Source organism: Geomicrobium sp. JCM 19039 (assembly GCF_000698145.1).
GTDB lineage: Bacteria > Bacillota > Bacilli > Bacillales > Marinococcaceae > Geomicrobium_A.
Map to the genome: position 1 here is coordinate 282,613 of NZ_BAXB01000002.1, position 21,229 is coordinate 303,841.

Below are 21,229 nucleotides of genomic sequence, written 5' to 3' on the forward strand. Positions count from 1 at the left end.
CGATGGATAGAGAGAATGCGATAAGGATTGGAGATTTAGAAATTATACGTGGGGAGAATGGCAGTCGCGTACCGTTCACAACCAATGTTGTTGTGGTCGGTGACGGGGAGTCTGCACTCATTGATGCGGGTGCAGGAAAAGAAGCATTCTCCTACATCCATAATCAATATGATATCAATCAAATATTCCTCACCCACTTTCATATTGATCATACGTGGGGCATCAAGCATTTCCCTACCGCACAAGTGCACGTCAACCCGCTTGACGCCAAGAAACTCAGTTCTATGGAGGAGCTTCTCAAAATAGGTGGCAATTATGCTGTTGAAGGGGAACAAAACCTCCAGGCGATGATTCAGAGCCGGGAAGGACGAGCATTTCAATCAGTCGTTGATCGCAACAAAGAGATCTACCCATTCGATGAAGAATTTGTTGTCGCTGGAAAACGAGTGCAAATGATTCATACACCTGGTCATTGTGAGAGCTTTTGCTGCCCATATTTCCCAGAGGAGAAAGTAATGATCGTCGGGGATTACGACCTCACTTCTTTTGGACCATGGTATAACAACGCTGATTCGAACATTAATCAGATGATTGCTTCTGCGGAGAAAACGCTCGGCTATGATGTGGAGCATTACGTGACGCTCCATCACAAAGGTGTATTTTCTCAGGAAGACTATCAAGCGAAGTTAAAAGATTATATGCAAATCATTGATGAACGGGAAGGCCGCCTCATTGATCGAATCAAAGCAGGTGTCACTCCAGAGGAAATTGTCTATCAAGAAATCTTTTATCGGGAGAAAAATTTAAAACAATCCCCTCCTCTCGTTGCTTTCGAGAAAATAGGGATTGCAAAACATCTTGAAAGACTGCTAGAAAACGATGAGCGTTACCTTGACTTTTATGATTCATTTCTTCAAGCCAACTTCAACGCCCCATCGTTCGTACACTACTATCATTCGACGGTTTGATGCAATGCTTGTAAAAAAGCTTCGCCGTAAACATCTAATTTATGCTCTCCGATCCCTTTGATCGAGAGCATTTCTTGTTTTGTTTTTGGTTGACTGACCGCGAGATGCCGCAATGTTTGATCAGAAAACACCATATAAGGTGCGACCGAATGTTCTTTCGCGAGCTGCGTCCGAACTTTCTTTAACTCCTGAAACACGGGATCATCCACACTAACACTCGTCGTAGCAACCGTTTCTTTCTTTAACACCCGTTCTTCTCCTTTAAGAACATCAACGGACCGTTCATTGAGTGTTAACACCGGGTACTGGCCTTCACCGATTGTGACGTAACGATGGGCAGCAAGAAAATCGATGAACGCGGTAATCTCCCGTTGAGAGCGACCTTTCATCAGCCATATGTAGAAAGTTGATCGAGCTTAAAATCAATGATTTTTCGATTGCTTGAACCCGAAAGCACTCCGGCAATCATCGTCTTTCCAAACCGCTCCCTCGTTCTTTTCATACAGGAGAATACCATTTGCGCTTCCTTGGTCACATCGACGGTCTGACGTTGATCCGTACAATGAAGGCAACGTCCACAATTTTTTGCATCGTTATCACCAAAATACTTCAAAATAAACTTCATCAAGCAATCTTCTGTATGACAATAATTCACCATCGACCGGAGTTTTAAAAACTCTTGCTGCTTCCGGTCTTCAGCGAGTTGGGTTTGATCGAGCAAAAAGTTCTGGATTTGAACATCTTGCGGAGAAAATAATAATATACATTCACTGTCCAGGCCATCTCTCCCCGCTCTCCCCGCTTCTTGGTAGTAAGCTTCAATCGTCCGGGGAAGCTGTGCATGAATCACATAGCGGACATTGGATTTATTGATACCCATCCCAAACGCATTCGTTGCAACCATGACGTTTACTTCATCATAAACGAACTGCTCTTGACTCTGTTCACGCGACTCGGAATCCATGCCACCGTGATACTTGCCAGCTTGAATTCCTTTTTGTTTAAGATGGTGATGAATTCTCTCGACTTCTTTTCGCGTGCTTGCATAAATGATCCCGGATTCTCCGGAGCTCTTTCTAATGTAATTGACGATATACTTGTCATCGTCTGATCTTTAATGACTGACAGCGTCAAATTTTCTCGAAGGAAGCCGGTGTTGACCCGTTGGTCTTCGGGGATGTGAAGTGCTTCACACACATCCCGAGCAACTTCTGGGGTCGCCGTCGCAGTAAGTGCGAGAACACTTGGACTCTTCTCTAGAGATTGAATAAAAGATGGAATCATTAAGTAACTCGGTCGAAAATCGTGGCCCCACTGGGAAAGACAGTGTGCCTCATCGATGGCGATTAATGAGATATGTAATTCGTGCAAGCTCGATGTGAAATCTGGAGATACGAGCCGCTCAGGTGCTAAGTACATTAATTTATACTCATCGTTTTTCGCAGCTTCTAATCGCCGATGGGTTTCTTTTCCTGACAGCGAACTGTTAATGTATGTAGCCGGGATCCCAATTTCTTGTATTTCATCTACTTGGTCTTTCATTAATGAGATGAGCGGGGATACGACAATCGTCATGCCGTCAAGAAGTAGAGAAGGTAACTGATAACAGATCGACTTCCCACCGCCTGTAGGCATAATTCCCATCACATCTTGACCGTTCATTATGGATTCTATGACTTCAAATTGTCCAGGACGAAACGAGTCATATCCATAATAGGTTTGTAGTAATTTCTTTGCTTCGTCTCTCATGACTCTCCTCCTGAAAAGCTACTACTTTAATCATAGCGAGTGACTCAAAGACTATCAACCGTTTTCTTTAAATCTGTTTCACCTCCAACGACTAAGGGAATATGAAACTATTATTGGAAGCAAAGGGGACTTTCCTATGCGGCATATGAACGTAATCATTACTGGAGCAAATTCAGGAATTGGCAAAGCAACAGCGCAGGAAATTGGCAGAAGAGGGGCTCATGTGACGATCGCTTGTCGATCAATTACACGCGGGGAAGAGGCGAAACAGCAATTGCTCGCTGAAGTGCCTAATGGACGTTTTTCGGTCATGTACTGTGATTTAAATGACTTGGAGAGCGTACAGCAATTCGCACAAGCTTATCAGAAAAAACATACCTCACTCGACCGACTCATCAATAATGCGGGTGTGGTCACTCTCCAACGTGAAACGACCGCGCAAGGATTTGAAAAGATGCTCGGTGTGAATCACCTCGGACATTTTTTGCTCACACAGTCGTTGTTACCAATGATGGTAGAAGCAGATTGTGCACGTGTCATTAATCTTTCCTCTGGAGCATATAAATGGGGGGCATTTGACTCACAAGACCCTCACCTTGACCATTCTTTTTCTGTTATGAAAGCTTACGGTCGCTCAAAACTCGCGAACCTTTGGTTTACGATGCGGTTAGCTGAACGATTAAAACACACCCGTGCGAACACCGTTGCGGTTCATCCTGGGGCTGTGAGCACTTCCCTCGGTGTGAATCGAGATACAGGCTTTGGAAAAGGCGTGCATCAACTGTTGAGGCCCTTCTTTTCCACGGCAGAACAAGGAGCAGAAACAAGTGTCTTCTTGGCAGATACTGACGATATTGTCAACGGAGGCTACTATTACAAAATGAAACGCCGACCCGTGAAAAAAGCACTCGCATCTGATCAACGAGAAGCGGAGAGGTTCTGGCAATGGAGCAAACAAATGATCGAAAATTACACGTAACCCGAAAAGCAGCAGGACGGTTCATGTATAAGATAAATTCGGTCAACACCTCAACATACAATTGTTGCATGTTGAGGTGTTGATTTTATTGTGGCTATTTGTTAGCGGTCACTACTTATCTCGCTTTCGGTCTCTTCTTTTCTTTTTCCCTCGATGCCATTGGGAAAGGTGGTAATACCGGTTTTGTCGCTCACGTTCGTTGCGATAATATGCTTTCGTAAACTCATCATGCCACATTCGCATACACCTCCCTATATTCTGAGCACTCCGATGTTTCCCGTCCCTTCGTCATTCTTCTCTGTACGAATGCTACCGTGATCAACATCTAACTTTTGCTTTACGACCAACTTCATTCCAGAATTTACATACATTTTCCCGAACAAATATATCGGACCTAACGTCTTCACCGTTTCTTTTTGCACATCTTCAGCTAGTGTGAGTGATCCGTTGATAATGATTGATGTACCTTCATCAACACCTTGAATCGCTTTATCATCCCATTCTTCCTTACCATCAACGACGATGAAGTCGTTGTCGATCGCTAAGATCTCTGTTTCTAAATCATCTGCAAGTTCATACAATACATCCTCAATTTCACTCGAACCAACAATGTATGATGAAGATTTAATATTTGTGATCGTTGTCACCAATCGTTCTCGGGCAACATCTTTTCCAAAAAATATCGGCTTCTCTGTAAACAGCTTTTTATGTTTCCAAAAGGAAAGTTGTTGATCTCGCAATTTAAGGGTTTTGGGGACCACATAATAGTCATCTGGAATGAGCTCTAGTACGGTACTTTTTGATGTTAACAACGTTGTTACTATAGGTTCCAATCGGCTGCGTAATTCGATGACACCTTTAACGGACAATGAAGACATTCGCTGTAAAGACGCTTCATCCACATCATCTTCAATGTATAACACCCCTTTCACTTCCATGTGAATTTCTTGATCCAAGTTTTCCAGATACGATTTACTTAAACGGAATGTGCCTTTTTTTGTAATTGTCTTGATGTCTTCGTCATTATAGCCATGAATGTTACCACCTCGGTCGGTCATGCGTGTTTGAATCGAACCTCTAAGCTCTTCCGGGATATTGACCTGACCATAATACTGAATGTCGGCAATGCATTGTTGTATCATTTCTTTTGTGACGTCTCGATCAAAGGTTACAACACTTGTCGTAGTCGCTTTAAGCGGATGTTCAAGCCCTTCTAAATAAGCCCGAGTAATTTGGAGGTCTTCCAAAAAGAGCTCATATCCCTCCTCAACCTCAACGACGACACCGATGTTGCCAATTGAGATTTGGTGCAACAGATGGCTTCCTCCCTGTCGTGTAAGAACGACACCGACATTGCCAATCTTTGAGATTCCTTTAATTGCTTCTTCTTTCGTTTCTCGTAAATCGAGTACACCTACGTTTCCAAACTTACCGCTCATCATCATTCCTCCTAATATTTTTGCAATTGTTTCAATGCCGTTTTCATCTTTGATCGGACCGTCGATGGCGGCATATTGTGTTGTCTACCAATTTCAGCACTGGACAATCCGAGCCAATATTTCTGAAATAATATCGTTCTTTCTTCTTCGGGAAGTGTTGAAAGGATCTCCATCACTTCAATTTTTTCATAGTCACTAAATGGAGATTCAATACGATCATGAATCGTATAATCAAATACATCTTCACGTTGACTTTTTCGTCGTTCATCAATTAAAAGTCGCTTCATCGTTTTGAAAAACCACGCACGTTGTTGGTGAACTTCTAAGTCAAAGACGTGGGGGTGTTTCATCGCTCTCGTCCAAGCATCGTGGATGAGATCCCCTGCTTCATGTTCATGTCTTGCGATGCTATTGGCAAATCGCCAAAGGTCGGGGAACAACTGTTCATAATGATGATCTAACATTCGGTTGGCCCTTTCTATTTTGTCGGTTCATATAGGTAACGGGTGAGAAAGCAAAACTGACGAAACTTTTTTTATTTTTTCATAACAACATGTGACGGAAGAAAAGCTAGCCGACATTCGGCTAGCTTTGAACGGTCACACGTGAGCCTGTACCTTCTGCCGTAGCAGGGGTGACGAGAAGTCGTGTTTGAAGACGTTCTTGTAATTCCGGAACATGACTGATGACACCAACGGCTAGGTGATCCGTTTGCAATTGTTCCAACGCCGTTACAACTGTATCTAACAACTCCGTATCCAACGTCCCAAATCCTTCATCTAAAAAGAAGAACTCTAGGTTTTGCTCTCCAGTGAGTTGAATGGAAGCTGATAAAGACAGAGCAAGGGCAAGTGATGTGAGGAACGTCTCCCCTCCAGACAGAGAAGTTGTCGGGCGTTTCTCACCACCGTTAAAATAGTCGGCAATGAGAAACCCTCCGCTTGAGTCAAGCACTAAAGCATAGCGGCCTCTCGTCAAATCATGAAGGCGTTCCGAAGCGTTTTTCGTGACATGAATCAATTGCTCTTCCGCTAAAAAGTCAACAAATTCTTTTCCACGAAATACAGACTCCAGTTCTTTATAATTGCTGATTTGCTGCTCATAATGCTCCTTTTTCTTGTTGAGCTTTGCGTAGCGAACATGTTTCTCTTGCACGTCTTCCCACCTTGATCTGGCGGTTGTTCGTTGTTCTTTAAGCGTTTCGACACGAGATTCGCTCTCTCTGTACGAACGCTCAAGCTCGGCAAACGCCTCCTCGTCAAAGGTTTTTCCTTCCATGCGATTTTCGAGACGTTCAACATTTGCGGTAACACTTGTGGTCTTTCGCTCATAGTCGTCTTTTTGTTCTTCATTTTTTAACCGTTCTTCATCGGACAATACCCATTCCGATAACTGCGCAGCAGTATCAAATTGAACCAGATCAATCAACGTTGTGAACGATTTCGTTTGTTGATAATGTCTCCAATCTTTATCGGCTTTTTCTTGAAACTCTTTTGCTGATTCAAACCGGGTCCGGGCTGTTGTTCGCTTCGCATCAACTTCCTCGTAATGCTTCGTAGAAGCTTGTACACGCTCGTCACTCGACTTTACTTTTGCTTTTAGGCGCGCAATCTGCTCTTCGACATCCGCTTTTGCTTTTTCGATATTGTCTACGTCCACTACGTGACGATGTTGCTTCTCAAAAGACGTCATTTGTGCTTCTGCTTGTTGGCGATTATGTTGCGATTTAAGGACGTCAATCTCAAGCTTGTACATATCTTCTTCGAGCCGTTTATGGTCGGCTTCTAACTTCTGTAGCGATTGCTGCTCTTGTTGCACATTTTTTCTCAAGCGATTGATGATGCTCGCTTGTTCGTGCACATGCTCTCTCGTTTTAGCGATCGTCGTAAGTGACCAATCCGAATACGTTTTTTCCCAACGGTATTTCTCAGCTTCCCACTCCGCATGCTTTTCGTTACGCCTTTTTGTCAGTTCTTCAACAGTCTTCTGCTCGTAGTTCAACTCAGCTTGATGGGCTTGTTCAACGCGCAGTTGCTCTTGGTGTTCTTTCATAAGCGTTTCCGTCCGCGCTTTAATTTTTTGGACTGTGTTCGTTTTCGGAGGGATCTGTTCTAACCATTGTTCAATGATTGCAACCAAATTTTCATTGGACTTTTGCTCATAAAGTGTTTCTTCTACCTGTTGAACCTCTCGTTCCCGATGCTCATCAATGGTGACGGTTGTGCGCACTTGAGACGCAATCTGTTCCAATAGTTGTGTGTTGGAAATGAGGGTGGGCGTCTCGGTATTCAGATTTTCATACAGTGTTTGTAGCCGCTCTTCGGCTTCACTCGGTCGCTCAGTGTTCGTATTTGGATGTGAGGTTGAGCCACATACTGGGCATGGGTTTCCTGCTTCTAAGTTTTGGGCAATCTGATGTACCGAAGCTTGGGTGTGATGCATTCCCTTAAGTTTCACGGCATCCATCATTTTCGCTTTTTGTCGTTCTAGATCTTTAAATGTTGTGTACCAGTTAAGCGCGTACTCATACGCGATCGAAAGTTTCTCTTCAATCTGCTGTCGGCCATTTATCGCTTGCCGAGCCTTTGTCTCAATCTCTGTTTGTTTTTTTTTCGTTTGAATGAGTTGCTCGCCGACTTCCTCGACCGATTTGAACAGTGCGTCAAGAGATTTGGCCTGTGCAAACGCTTCATCGACTTGTTTTCTTTCATCATCTCGATCGTCATACGCATTCAAATCATTTTGCATCTGCTCGATGTTTTCTTTTTGCTCCGTAATTCTTTGTGAGAGAGCTTCTTTATTCTTACTTAGATTCTTTAGTGTTTTGTTCAATTGTTGCTCGTTTTCACGTTCCTCTTTTACCGTCTTTCGTGCGACTTCATATTGTTTTGCTTGTTCGGCGGCATCAGCAATTTTCGCTTGCCGAACGAGTAGCTCAGGTTCTTTTTTCTCACGATCTTCTTTATCTTGTTGTTGCTGTTGTTTTGCGCTTTCAAGCTCCTTCACGATTTGAGAAAACGACTCTTCTTGCTTTTTATACTCGTTTTCTTTCACAGAGACGTCCGCTGATGCTTCCTCAAGTGCAAACAATAGAGGTTTCGCTTCTTTTGAAAGGGCGTGAACCCGAAGGCGTTTTTGTCTCTTCTCGTAGAGTGGTTTTTGTTCAACTAAGCTTTGTTGTTCCTTATGGGCATCTTGAAGTTCTTCATATAAGCTTTTCAATTGTTGAGCAGCTTCCCATTGACGTTTATGCTTTTCTATTTTTTCTTGTTCCTTTTTCAGCGTTGTTTCAGCTTCCACCACTTCTTTTTTCGCTCTGTTTACCGCTGCTTCTGAAGCTTCACCAATGCCTTGCAATTCACCATCAATGACGCGATGTTCCCCTTGTAAATGGTGCAAACCTTCTTTGATCTTGTGATTAAGGTCATCGCCGTACTTATGAAGGTTAAACAACCGTTGCAGCATTTCACGTCGGTCGGAACCTTTTAGATGAAGAAACTCAGAAAATTTATTTTGAGGCAGTACGACTGCACGCGTAAAGTCGGCCAATTTCAATCCGAGCAGCTGTTCGATTGAAGCATTCATATCCCCCACTTTGTCGGTAAGCACAACCGCTTCGTCCGTTACATCTAAAAACCGTGCACGGGTCGTCTGCAATGTATCATCTTTGGAACGCTTTACTCTTCGTTCGGCCGTATACACACGTACCCCCAGCCGAAACGTGTAAACGACCATGGCTTCTTTTTCGGCTTGGTTAATCATGCTCGCACCCGTTGCACCACTGCGACCGATTTTCCCATATAAAGCAAAGGTCATCGCATCTAATATCGTTGACTTTCCACTCCCTGTAGGACCAAAGATACCAAAAACTCCACCTGAACAGAGCGTATCAAAATCAATTTCTACGGCGTCACGGAAGCTATGCAGACCGCGGATACTCAAATAAACAGGTCTCATTTTGCACCTGCTTTCTGTTCGGTGCTCTCTTGGTCAATGAGATTTAGAAACAACTCCGTAATCTCTTGGTCCGGGGTAGCTCCACCTGTCTTCTTTTCATAAAACTGTTTAAACAGTTCATCAATCGGTAAGTTTCGACGCTCTTCTCGCTCCACATATTGTTCTTCTGGTAATACCGCACGAATCGTCACAATTCCAGGTGGGCGCGTCGTATTTTTTGGATGTCATCAGGGCGCAACGTGTGGTCGCTATGAATGGACAAGTCCACCCAAGAATCAAGTGCTGCCGATTCATCCAGCCATTTGTAAACTTCCTGTAGTCCGTTCTTCGCTTGCCATTTCACGAGAGGCTTGCCGCTATTTAGCGGTATCTCTCGAATATGTGCGTCTTCACGGGGCACGACGTCAATGACCGTTACTGATTTAGATACACCCGTATCATTAAACGAAAAAGATAACGGAGACCCTGCATATCGAGTCGGAGCCGGGGCGTGGTGTACCCATTGGGGGCGATGTAAGTGCCCAAGTGCCGTATAACTCACATGTTCCGGCAAGCTCGTAGGACGCACCGTATAGGCGCCTCCAACCTCGATGGGGCGCTCGGAATCCGTCGCCGCTCCACCCCCAACAAAAATATGACTTGTCGCAATATTAATGTCATCATCGGAAAACGATTGGGTCATTTGCTTAAAAAGTTGTTGAATTCGCTCGTCGTACGTCTGTTGGAATGCCTGATCATCCCCGTCAAAGCTTCCGTTATATGAAAAGCTCGTCCGTAATCTTGATTCAGAAGGATAAGGCAATGCGGCTACCTTCATTGTCACGTCGTGAGATTGGATCGGGACGTTTAGAGGCTCCTTAATCGGCATACCCACTAGGTACATGTTTTGCGATTGAACGAGAGGCAGCGCTGCTGCGAGACGATCAGGTTGATCATGATTTCCAGCAATAACGACAATCGGACGCCTGCCTCCGTCGGATAAACGACTTAACGCTTCGTAATAGAGCTCCTCCGCAGCTGCTGGCGGGTTCATGCTATCGTATATATCACCGGCAATGAGTATCGCATCTACCGCCTCTTCTTCAACAATCGTTACGAGTTCATCGACAAATGCAGCATGTTCAGATAACCGGTCTCTTCCTTCTAAAGAGCGACCGAAATGCCAATCAGCTGTGTGCAATATTCGCATGTGCACCCCTCCTTTTATACGTTAATTTCAATTTCATAACTCCCATCAAAAAAGTATAACCAACTCTCATCGACTTGTCGGTGCCAAATCTGTTCAATGGCTTCCTTATATATTTCTAGTTGCGCACGGTAGCGTTCACGAAGTATGGGCCCTGCTTCAGCAATTCCTCCAGAAAAACGTGAAGCCGCTTGATCCGTTTTGTAGTCAAGAAGGACAAGCCGGTCATTTTCTTCAACAAACAGGCAATCAGCCATGCCTTGTATAAGAATCGGCTCATCTTCAGCGGTTTTCCAATCAGGATAAACGTGACGACTCTTCTTAATGAAAGTAAAAGGGACTTCTTTGTACAATTGTTTGGCTTGCTTCATCCTCAATCCGAGCGGTGATGTTAAAAAATCCAACACCCATTGCGGCTGGATCGTCTCTTTTTCTGAGAGGGTAAGAAGTTCTTTTTCATATAGTTGTTGAACGAACGCTTCGATGTCTAAAAGACTGGCATCTTTCATCGGGAGGTGTTGCATCACGGTATGCATCGCTGTTCCTGCCTCTGCACCGCTTAACGTGCCCTTTTGTAAGAACTCCGGTCGTTTAGCTCTTTCAGAAGAGAACGTGCGAGCGGGGCTTTCAGTTGCACTGTATCGGTCTTCAGCCAGACGCTTAATGTCCGTAACTGTCTGTTTTGCAAACGATTTTGTGGCTTCTGGATGGGGGTAGCTATACGACAACCTCTCGTCAACTTCAGCCATGTGTGAATCCCCACGGTTCTCCACAGGTTGAAGAGATTTAATCAAGCCGAGTATTTGATTCTGATCTGGCTCTTTCTCACCTTCTTCAGAAAGTACGGGCTGCTCAAACTGCAAACGCCATTTAGACGGGTGAGCAATTGATGTTTGCAGCTGTACATCTGAATGAGCTTGCTGAATACTAGGGTGTTTTAAGATCGCTGGCACAAGCCAATCAAAAAATCGTTTTGCATTTTTTCTCACGTGTAACGGCAAGAGCTTCGAATCGTCATCAGCCAGCTTGATCCAGTTGAGCATTTTCTTCTCGCGTTCTTTTACACTTCCAACAAGAATTGCTTTTTCTTTAGCTCGTGTAAGTGCGACGTAGAGAATGCGGAGCTCTTCGGACAGCTGCTCACGTTCTTGAGCATTCTTAATCGCCAATTGTGGCAACGTTTTTTGTTTCGTACGCTGATTTGTATCAATATGAACGGAACCGAACCCTAACGTTTGGTGAATTTGCGTCGCCCGTTTACTATCCGAGAAATTAAATTCTTTCATCCCGTCCACGATAAACACGACGGGGAACTCCAAGCCTTTACTTTTATGAATGCTCATGATTCGAACGACATTTTCCTGCTCACTTAACGTTCTTGCACTTTCTAAGTCATCCCCTCGTTCTTCCATTCGATCAACAAATCGTAAAAAACGAAAAATCCCACGAAATGACGTTTTTTCATACGCTCTCGCGCGGTCATATAACGCATGAACATTTGCTTGTCTCTGTTTGCCGCCTGTGAGACCACCTACATAGGAATCGTAGCCTGTCTCTTCAAAAAGCTGCCAAATAAATGGCGCTAAAGCGGTATGCTTGGACCGCGTACGCCACTGTTGAAAATGCTCATAGAATAGCACAAGTTTTCGCTGCCACCGATCGGTTTGACGCTTTTCTTCAATGTAAGTGGTCGGCGATGGCTCAAACGTAGACGCTGGCTCATTCGTAATCGTCTTTTTCACCGCTTCATAAAAGGGCTCACCAACAGCAGCGAGTCGAATTTCTGCTAATTCATTCTCTTGTAAGCCAACTATCGGAGAGCGAAGCACCGCAGCGAGTGGAATATCTTGATACGGGTTATCGATAATTTTCAGCAAAGCAAGCATCACTTGAACTTCAATTCGTCGGAAGTACCCTTCATCTCGATCTGAATATGCGGGAATCGCTTCATGCTTAAAGATGTCCAAATAAACCGGAGCTGATGGGAGCGATCGCATCAGCACCGTAATGTCCCGGTATTCAATCGGCCTCATTTCTTTTTTCTCTTTGTCAAACACCGGATACTCGCTTGCGATGAGCTCATTAATTTTGGATGCTGTCCACGTGGCCTCGAGCTCAGCTGCTGGCTGTTTGTCCTCATCCTCTGATTCCCGCTCTAATAAAGTCAATTCTACTTCATAGCTGTCCACATCAGGCACATAATCTACATTACCGTATTTCAACGATTGAGCATCATCATATGTCACATCGCCAACGTTTGCATCCATCGTTTGTTCGAACACATAATTCACACCATCTAACACTTCTTCGCGACTGCGGAAGTTATCAGATAGATCGATGCGTACTCCAGGTGCTCGTTCAATCTCCTCTATCGGTTGTCTGAGTGTAGCATACGTTTCATGCTTCTTAATAAATAGACCGGGTTCGGCAAGACGAAATCGATAAATGCTTTGTTTGACATCCCCTACCATAAAACGATTGTTCCCGTCTGATAAAAGCTCCAGAATTGCCTCTTGAACTTGATTTGTGTCTTGATACTCGTCGGTAAGTACTTCTTGAAAGTGGTCTTGGTACTGTTTTGCAATGGCGGATGGTTGATCCACGGAATCATTACTGAGAATTTCTAACGCAAAATGTTCAAGGTCGTCATAATCCATCAATGTCTTCTCACGCTTCGTTTCTCGATACTCTTTGGCGAACGCTTGTACAATCTCGACAAGAATCTCTACACGTGGATGCAATTGTTGAATCGTATCAAGATAGTCATCAGGGTTTGGGTGCAGTAATTTTTCTACCTCACCGATCATCTTCTTGCTCTCATCACGCAACGTTTTCGCTCGTGCTTGAACGGCAGGGTCAAATTCAATGCCTTTTTTCTTACTCGGTACTCTTTTCCACGTAAAACCGATGATCTGTTGGCGCAATTCATCCCACGTATTCACGCTTTTTAATTGTTGAAGCCGCCCGTACTCTTCTTCAAATAGGTCGAGGTAATGAGGGGGACCTTCAGGGGCATGAACCGCCGCTAACGCTGACTTCATTAACCCTAAAGCGGAATGCACTTGTTCGAAAGCGTAAGAGAACACAACTTGTCCCCACGGTGATTGTTGTGGATGTTCATACGGATGCTCGTACATTTTCTTCACGTAATCCAACCATTTATTTGGCTCTGGGTGCGCTCTTGAACGGGTGTATAGATCAAAAATAAGTTTGCGCAATCCCGTGTCACTTCGGTCGTTGCTATACGACTCTGCCATCTCATAAAAGATCGGTGCTTCTTCAATTGACGCTTCGTAATAGGCTTCAAGTACACCATCGAGCACTTCTTCTTTCAAGAGCTCACGCTCTGTATCATTTGCAATTCGAACTTTTGGGTCCACGTTCACTTCATAATAGTGCTGACGAATAAGCTCTGAGCAAAACGAGTGAAGCGTGGAGATGTTTGCGCGATGTAACAATTGTCTTTGACGTTGTAAATAAAGCGAAGGGTTCTCATTTAATTCTTCTTCAATCCGCTCTCCAATCCGTTCTTTCATCTCAGCTGCAGCAGCCTTTGTAAACGTCACAACGAGCAACCGATCAACTTCTGCCTCATCGCTTGAATCAACAATTCTCCGGACAAGACGCTCAACAAGTACGGCTGTTTTCCCACTTCCGGCTGCGGCTGCGACAAGAATGTTTCCCCCTTTTAAGGAGATCGCTTCCCACTGCGGGTCCGTCCAACGAACACCCGCGGGCTTGGCTTCTAGTTTCCAACGGTTCATTACTTTTCACCTTCTCTCTTTGCACTAAGATCCATCATTTTTTGAAGCGCTTCCGCATCGTCAAGTTTAGGAATATCTCGATAGTCGTTTCCTGGTAATGTCGGATCAAACTGACAGACCGATTCGAATGGACAAAACGTACAGGCAAGTTTCTTGTTGTCTTTATTGTACGGAAGTATACTCGTTTCCCCAGCTGTCATGCGATTGCCAATGTCAACCATCTTCGTTTGCAAAAACTCATGTAGGCCTTTTAGTTCGTCTTGATTAATCACTTTTGAGTGAGCGTCAAAATTTCCGTCTTTTTTAAGTTTAGCTGGGACCATTCTTGAAGCACCCGTATTGGTGAACTCCTCATCCATTAACGAGGCGACAGTTAGATCTTTTTGTAACCATCCATTCATTTTGTACGATTTAAAACGTTCAGCTGCAATTACGGTTTTTTCATCCGCCTCTGTTAAGTCAATCACCGGATTATGAACGTGAAAATAAAACATTCCCCCGTATGAGCTTCAATCCCCATCCAAGACTTCGCACCATTAACAACAACGTCTAAGTACACAGGCATTTGCAAGGATATGCCATGCAGAACATCGGTAAATGAGAGCGATTGTTCACTTGACTTATAATCAACAACTTGCATATAGGAACCTCGATCTGTTGTTGCTTGGTCAACCCGATCAATTCTTCCTCGAAGAGACATTGTCGCCCCATTGTCTAATGTGTATACCGGTGACTGCAATGGGCTCTTTCTTCCAAACTCTACTTCTAAGTCAATCGTCTCAAAGTTGGACTGAATTGCCTGTTCACGAAGTGTCTTCGTTACGTTTTGCATGATATTTGTTAATTTGTACTGAACATATCGGAAATGATTCGAGCTCTCTAATATGTGTCGTTGAATTTTAGGTACAACCGCTTTCGTTACTTCTCCAGTAATGTGGCGACACTCTTCTTCAGTGATTGTTTTCCATGTCTTGTTCTCTCTTTTTAGTACATCCGAGATGTCTTTGAGCACCGCATGGAATAATTCCCCTATATCAAATGCTTCTAAGCGGTAAATGTCACGTTCTTTTAGGTTTAACCCATACTGACTAAAGTGTCGAAACGCACATTGTTCAAATAGCTCCATTCGACTAACGCTTGCTTCAATGTGCTCTCCAAACAATTTCGCAGATGACTCCTCTCGCAAAGCCACCGCTTCATTATCGTACGTAAGACTCTGTAGTGCCGTCTCAAAATGAGCATACCAGTCTGGTTGATTCGTAAACCAATTATAAACATCCCACCAAATTGGAGCGATCGTCTCCCCCGCTTTCCATCGTTGGAGTTGGCGAGACAAAAGGTCGATAGCCTGTCTAGGATGGGAGAGGTAGGTCAGTTGATCAGACAATTGTGTGCCCGCGGGTTCCGCTTCAACAAATGCGGTTATAATCCCAGAAAACTGTTCATTCAACTGGCGAATTAGCGGAGAAGGTAGCAAGCTACTACCTTCTTCATCAGCAAGTGCATAGGAGAAAACAATGTGATGACTTGAGCTAGATTGCGTAAGATAAACGAAAAAAGGTTCATGCCATAATCGTTCCACCGCAGACGGCCCAAGAGACACGCCATGTGCCTCCAATTGATTACGGTCTTGGTCTGACAAGATCCCGTCTTCGGTCGGTCGCTTTGGAAGCAAACCTTCATTGCACCCAATTAAAAATGTCGTTTTTATTTTTGGTAGGCGAGAACGCTCCATATCTGCGATTGTCACTTGATCAATCGCAGGGGGGACAAGACGAAAACTCAAACTTTCAAAACCTGCATCAATTAATGTAGAAAACGTCTCAAGTCCAAGGTCATCGCTACCGGCCACGTGTACAAATTGATCAATCACATCGATAATGTTCTCCCAAACTTGACCGTGTTCACTGCTTTCTTCCAAAGCCTCTCGATCTACGGCTGCTTGACTCAATTGTTCCAGCTTTTCTGGGATGTGTAGCTCAATAAGAAATTCATAAAGTGCGCTGCTCATCTCTTCAACATTTGTGCATGTGCACAACACTTTATGAAACTGTTCAATTGGAGCGATGAGCATATTTTTTGTTTCATTTAAGCGCTCTTCAATCTTCTTTTCTTTGTCGGTTTGACTTCGTACATCCAACAGATGACGGGCGCTTGAGTACGTCCAATTTGTTGCGACTGTCCAATCCTGGTTTTTCTTTCCCGTCGCAAGCACATAATTCTCCAACTCATCCACGCGCTCACGAAACATCTGCCAATTCGAATGTAGTGGAAACAATAAATCCGTCTTGAATGCACGAAAAACCGGTTCGTAGCGGTAATTCTGTATCATCATCTCAAACGTCGAACGAATGAACTCAATAACAGGATGATGCATCATCGACCGTGAATCATCAAGAAAATAAGGAATATCAAAACGTGCGAATGTATGCTTCAGTAAGTCTTCATACGGCTCAATATCCCTCATGAGAATCGCGATTTCTTCATAACGATACTCGTTCTCCCTGACGAGGTCCCGGATGGCACGGGCAACACTTTCCACCTCTATGCGTCGGTTTACAGCTTCAACAATTTGAATGCTACCATCATCTACATGCTGCTTTGTGCCTCGTGCTGGTCATCAAATTGCTCCAACATCGAAATGCCAGCATTCTCAAAACGTCCCCCACGAGCAAATTGACGTACGCCCCAAGACAAGTTTTCCGCTTGTAATATTTGGGTTAACTCGCTGTACGTTTTCGCAGGTAAAAAGAAGCGATCCAGTTCATTCGGCGAATCTCCAGATCGGGGTACTTCAGGTAACGTTAGCGACATCTTTACAGAACTTGCCACGTTGAACAATTTATGTACAACGATTTGCTCTTGTTTGCTGAAATCATGGAAACCGTGAATGTAAACGATCGCCCCTCGCGCAATCGTTGATTGGTCCACTAAATCCGCTAACAGTTTAATCGACTCTTCAGCGTTCACATAAACCCCAGTAAACAACGATTCGAACGTCTCATAGATCAGATGGATGTCATGCATTTTGTCACGCATCACGTGTTGGTCGCTTTCTGCGAGAGGCTCTAGCATTTCTGCTGATACTGCTTGCCTTCTCATTTCCGTAATGATGCGCTCCATCTCGGCAATGAACCCTTCCGTATCTGCCGTTTTTTTATAAACGAGCAGCTCGTCCTTTTTCTCCTCGACAATCTTTCGAATGAGCATGTGCATACCTGGCTTTTGTAAGCGTTCCCGTCGGTGCCCTCCCAACTCTTGCAAACCCGGTGAGCTAACCGTGAGAAACTATACACTTGAACCCGTGTCATGCCACCGGTCAGCTTTGCCAACGCATATTCCACTTGGAACGTCATTTGCTCGGGTACAAGAAACACGATCGGTGACCCATCCACCGGCTCGTTTGACAATAAACGGGCAACTTCATTGACCATTTCCTTAGATTTCCCACTGCCATTTCTCCCTAAATAAAACTGGATGCTCACTCGTTAACGCCTCCTTCTTCAATCATTGTCACTTCATCAATGACTTCATTAATAGGGACCATCAATCCGACACGACCTTCATCCCCTTGATTTCTCGTTGCATATATAATACCGACCACTTCTCCCTCGTGGTTAATCGCTGGGCTACCAGAGTTGCCACTAAACGTGGGAGCACTAATGACAGCTGGCGTGCCTGTTTCCAACACCTCTCCCTCATTCGCAATGCCTGTAAAGGAAAGGGGGTTGCCAATAACAATAATATCTGTACCCACGTCCATAATCGGCTCTTCCTCTGCCAAAGGTAAATACGGGACAGGCGTTTGCTCTCCAATATCGATAATTGCAAAATCCAATTCATCAGAAATAAACACAGGCTCCGCTTGAAACGCAGTACCATCATGCAACGTTGCAACCACTTGAAACGCCTCTGCAACTACATGCCTGTTCGTCGCAATCAAGCCATCTTCATTTATAAAAAAGCCTGTCCCTCTTGAGGATGCTCCTGGAGCTTCGACTTGTAACGTGACGACAGATTCCCGCCACTCAGCAACTTCTTCGTTTTGTGAGAGTTCGTATGACGTCGTAAGAAAATCAATTACGTCAGGGCGCAAGAATTGAAACAATGCGGCAGCGCTTGAACGACGAGTAAAAATGAAACGAAGATGATCCCGAATTTTTGCCACCGTTTTAATGTCTTTTTCTTCTTTTTCGTTTTATCATCGATCACTTCTTTTTCAAAAAAAGCCTCTAAAGGGGGTTCCTCTGGAGGGATGTTCGAGTCATCATCGGACTCTTCTGTTTGCCACTCTCGAAAATCTTCTTCTATAAATTCATCGTTAAACTCATCGGCATCATCATCAAACTCACCTACGATGTCTGATTGTTCACGATTGCGTCGTTCTTCTTCACGTCTTTTTTGATCATCTTCTGTCATAAGTACAAGTGGCCCCTTTTCGTTCGCTATATGTATTTTATCATGCAAGGCAAAGGAGCGTCATTTGAAAACATCGAAAGCAAAAAGAAGCGATTCGCAATGATCACTTCTTTTAATGTTATTACGGTATGTGAAATTTAATTTGGTGCACATTAGCAGTTACAAATCATAATCACGTTTCCATCTGGGTCTTCAATATTGAACCACGCCGTTTCGCCAACATGTTCAATTTCTCGCACGACACGTATACCTTTATTTTGTATATCATTATAGGCATCCTGAATGTTTGGCGCATACAAATTAAACAAAGGTTGTGTTGTCGCTTCGTAGTGGAAATTCGGATCAAAACGATGATCGTCCAACGTGAGTGACGTCGTACCCCTCACGGGCACATTGTGTACGGGTGATTCCACATGAGACACATTCAATTTCACCCCTACCAAGTCTGAATACCAAACCGCCGAAGCGTTTAGATCTTTCACATGCACAAAAATGCTATTAATTTCATTTCTTATCGGTAACGTCATGAATGTTCCTCCCCAATATTTGTTTACCCCAATTTCTTTCTAATTGAATCGGCTTGTCGAACATTCTCCTTTAAGAATTCAGGTGCTTCCGCCGTACTGAGCAAGTCTGAAGTAGACAGCCAAAGGACGGCATCCACTTCTTCGCTACTTTTCTCATAGGGTATGCCTGACGCCAATTCACAAACGTACACAATATCAACAACAGGCGTACCGTTATCTGCAAAAAACAGCGTACTATTCACATACTGCAAATTTTTAACCTGCACCCCAACCTCTTCCATCACTTCACGATGGAGAGTTTGCTCCAATACATCGTTTGCTCGTGCCCCAGCCTCGACTCGTCCACCGGCAAAAGCCAATTGCCCAGCGGCGTGTTCTTCTTGCTCACTCCGTTTTATGAATAACCATTGGTTATCATCGTAAATGGCTGCTTCTACATTAACGACAAACATCGTTTTCTCCTTTTTCATCATCACTCAACGCCTGTTTGTTGGAGGATTGATTTTGGCATTTTTAAACGCACGGTTTTCAACGGATTGACCGCCTGGCATATTTCCAAATTCGAAGAAGCGCTGAGTAGCATCATCGCCTCTTCACTCGTTAGCCGTGACCGCGTGGCAAGGTAGGTTGTCCATTCCGACGCCGCTCGTTTACCCGCCTCTTCGAATGTCTCTGCTGACGCAATAACTTGCCAACTATCGCTCGTTTCTAACCACGGAAGATTTATTGCCTCCTTCACGACCGAAAACTTCACGGTCACACGGGCAGCAATTTCCACACCGGTCACACACACTTCACCATCCCCCATGGCCGCATGCACATCACCTAAAGCGAAAAGCGCCCCATCACACGAAACCGGAAAATAGACCGTTGATCCTTCGGTCATACTCGAGTTATCCATATTCCCACCGTGATTCCCAGGCGTTCCACAACTCACGGCCTCACCTGTTGGTGCAACGCCAATCACGCCAACCATTTTGCGCACTGGAAATGAAATCTCATCCGAGAAAATCACGTGATCGTCGCGAACGTCCATCAATTTCGCTTGAAAACGATTCACCTGATCTCCTAACACCCCTAAACCAGGAGCAACAGCCATGACACCTTGCGAATCTAGATCAATGCTTACAATCTCTACTTTCAGCGTATCTCCAGGTTTTGCACCGTCTACAAACACCGGTCCGGTCGCTGGGTTTACGGCATTCATATCAATTTTGTCAAACGTCGACGTTTGATCCACAATTTGATTTGAAAATGCATCTAACGTATGGAATGTCACTTCTTTTCCTACAGGAACTGAACGAATGGCTCGATGCTCCTTTGAAAACGTAAAAATATGATCCGTTGATTGTATGTTCATAACCATCACCTCTTTTCATACTATTCTAACATATATCAGCAATTATTAAGTTACATAATATTTTTATTGGAAACTCAATTGCTCGAAACCGATTCTCCATTAAAAAAAGACGGCTCATCGCCGTCTTACTACTGCTCTTCAAAATAATCTTTTAAGAAACCAGCCATCGTTCCCGTGTCATCAATCACAAAATAAAATTCTTCAGTTTCGTTCTTCACATCGTACGTATTCCCTGGTGTAAGGACGGAATTTACTTTGTATTTCTTCGCGTTCACATGCACACAAGTAATTGTTTTGATTGTCGTGTTATTTTCCCATGTATAGTGCAGCATCTATGATTCCCCTTATTAATCGTGATGGTAAACAAGTTCTGGTAAGTGATCGAGAATAAACTGCGCTTTGTTCGCATCGGCAAGTAAATTGAAGCGCTTATAGTACGTGAGCACTTTCTCGAAATGGTGCTCCATTTGTTTACTTTCCTTAAAGATGCGTTCAAATGCTTCGTCAGCAAGCATAAACGCAGCAACAAAATCGGTAAACGGAATCACATACGACTTCGCTTCGGTTTGAATGGATGAACAATAGATCATTTCATTCGATTGTTCTTTGAAAAACTGAGCGATCTCATCCATATAACGCTGATAACTTTCGGGAACCCAACTTGCTCGATCAGCATAATAAGAATGGAGCTCCCGGAAAAATGTAATGAAAAACGGTAAATCTTCACGTTTTATATTAAGATCAAAGCCATTTTCTTTAATGCGTGGCCAATTCATCGGTTCCAAAGAGTGATGCAGCGAGCGACAATAGAAATAACGCTTTCGGCTCGTATCCATAGTATCCCCTTTCGGATCATGCTTTTCCTGATTGAGAGTGATTAT

16 protein-coding genes and 3 pseudogenes are annotated in these 21,229 nt (G+C 44.0%); 2 read left to right on the top strand and 17 right to left on the bottom strand.

What is annotated here, in order from left to right:
* The first annotated feature begins 2 nt into the window (after positions 1 to 2).
* Positions 3 to 968, top strand: coding sequence for an MBL fold metallo-hydrolase (locus tag JCM19039_RS03525; protein WP_042423912.1), 966 nt, complete (start codon positions 3 to 5; stop codon positions 966 to 968).
* Here JCM19039_RS03525 and recQ read toward each other — a convergent pair.
* Positions 953 to 2,717, bottom strand: a pseudogene (gene recQ / locus JCM19039_RS03530) (DNA helicase RecQ). The gene JCM19039_RS03525 and the pseudogene recQ overlap by 16 nt on opposite strands.
* Positions 2,718 to 2,853: 136 nt before the next feature.
* Here recQ and JCM19039_RS03535 point away from each other — a divergent pair.
* Positions 2,854 to 3,696, top strand: coding sequence for an SDR family oxidoreductase (locus JCM19039_RS03535; protein WP_042423916.1), 843 nt, complete (start codon positions 2,854 to 2,856; stop codon positions 3,694 to 3,696).
* 111 nt (positions 3,697 to 3,807) lie between these two features.
* On the opposite strand, the gene JCM19039_RS26285 is transcribed toward JCM19039_RS03535, so the two are convergent.
* The 16 genes and pseudogenes from JCM19039_RS26285 to JCM19039_RS03600 all read right to left on the bottom strand — a co-directional run bounded on the left by JCM19039_RS26285 (position 3,808) and on the right by JCM19039_RS03600 (position 21,184).
* Entirely contained in the window at positions 3,808 to 3,933 is a 126-nt protein-coding gene (locus JCM19039_RS26285; RefSeq protein WP_255343618.1) for a hypothetical protein, read from the bottom strand.
* 14 nt (positions 3,934 to 3,947) lie between these two features.
* A complete protein-coding gene (locus JCM19039_RS03540; RefSeq protein WP_042423918.1) occupies positions 3,948 to 5,135 on the bottom strand; it encodes a hypothetical protein in 1,188 nt (395 codons plus the stop codon).
* Between the two features lie 11 nt (positions 5,136 to 5,146).
* Positions 5,147 to 5,599, bottom strand: a complete 453-nt coding sequence (locus tag JCM19039_RS03545; RefSeq protein WP_042423921.1) for an RNA polymerase sigma factor — start codon at positions 5,597 to 5,599, stop codon at positions 5,147 to 5,149.
* 121 nt (positions 5,600 to 5,720) lie between these two features.
* Entirely contained in the window at positions 5,721 to 9,092 is a 3,372-nt protein-coding gene (locus JCM19039_RS03550) for an SbcC/MukB-like Walker B domain-containing protein (protein ID WP_042423924.1), read from the bottom strand.
* Positions 9,089 to 10,281: pseudogene (locus JCM19039_RS03555) on the bottom strand (exonuclease SbcCD subunit D). Before JCM19039_RS03555 ends, JCM19039_RS03550 begins: the two are co-directional and overlap by 4 nt.
* Positions 10,282 to 10,295: 14 nt before the next feature.
* Positions 10,296 to 14,042, bottom strand: a complete 3,747-nt coding sequence (gene addA, locus JCM19039_RS03560) for a helicase-exonuclease AddAB subunit AddA (RefSeq protein ID WP_042423926.1) — start codon at positions 14,040 to 14,042, stop codon at positions 10,296 to 10,298.
* On the bottom strand, positions 14,042 to 14,536 hold the full coding sequence (locus JCM19039_RS26290; protein ID WP_052398483.1) for a PD-(D/E)XK nuclease family protein: 495 nt from the start codon (positions 14,534 to 14,536) through the stop codon (positions 14,042 to 14,044). The genes addA and JCM19039_RS26290 overlap by 1 nt, the downstream gene beginning before the upstream one ends.
* Positions 14,506 to 16,584, bottom strand: coding sequence for a PD-(D/E)XK nuclease family protein (locus JCM19039_RS26295; protein WP_052398484.1), 2,079 nt, complete (start codon positions 16,582 to 16,584; stop codon positions 14,506 to 14,508). Before JCM19039_RS26295 ends, JCM19039_RS26290 begins: the two co-directional genes overlap by 31 nt.
* 47 nt (positions 16,585 to 16,631) lie before the next feature.
* Positions 16,632 to 17,476 (bottom strand): annotated as a pseudogene (locus JCM19039_RS21510) (PD-(D/E)XK nuclease family protein).
* A gap of 47 nt (positions 17,477 to 17,523) precedes the next feature.
* Positions 17,524 to 18,150, bottom strand: a complete 627-nt coding sequence (locus JCM19039_RS03570; RefSeq protein WP_052398486.1) for a S1C family serine protease — start codon at positions 18,148 to 18,150, stop codon at positions 17,524 to 17,526.
* Positions 18,123 to 18,461, bottom strand: coding sequence for a hypothetical protein (locus JCM19039_RS03575; protein ID WP_042423929.1), 339 nt, complete (start codon positions 18,459 to 18,461; stop codon positions 18,123 to 18,125). The genes JCM19039_RS03570 and JCM19039_RS03575 overlap by 28 nt, the downstream gene beginning before the upstream one ends.
* 152 nt (positions 18,462 to 18,613) lie before the next feature.
* Positions 18,614 to 18,988 carry a VOC family protein gene (locus JCM19039_RS03580; RefSeq protein ID WP_042423932.1) on the bottom strand — a complete coding sequence of 125 codons (375 nt, stop codon included), beginning with the start codon at positions 18,986 to 18,988 and terminating at the stop codon, positions 18,614 to 18,616.
* Between the two features lie 23 nt (positions 18,989 to 19,011).
* A complete protein-coding gene (locus JCM19039_RS03585) occupies positions 19,012 to 19,458 on the bottom strand; it encodes an NUDIX hydrolase (protein ID WP_238544910.1) in 447 nt (148 codons plus the stop codon).
* A 2-nt stretch (positions 19,459 to 19,460) separates the two neighbouring features.
* Positions 19,461 to 20,348, bottom strand: a complete 888-nt coding sequence (locus JCM19039_RS03590; RefSeq protein WP_052398487.1) for an acetamidase/formamidase family protein — start codon at positions 20,346 to 20,348, stop codon at positions 19,461 to 19,463.
* Between the two features lie 128 nt (positions 20,349 to 20,476).
* Positions 20,477 to 20,680: a DUF6501 family protein gene (locus tag JCM19039_RS03595; protein ID WP_042423937.1), complete on the bottom strand. Its 204-nt coding sequence runs from the start codon at positions 20,678 to 20,680 to the stop codon at positions 20,477 to 20,479.
* 15 nt (positions 20,681 to 20,695) lie between these two features.
* Positions 20,696 to 21,184 carry a hypothetical protein gene (locus JCM19039_RS03600; protein ID WP_042423940.1) on the bottom strand — a complete coding sequence of 163 codons (489 nt, stop codon included), beginning with the start codon at positions 21,182 to 21,184 and terminating at the stop codon, positions 20,696 to 20,698.
* Positions 21,185 to 21,229 lie beyond the last annotated feature (45 nt).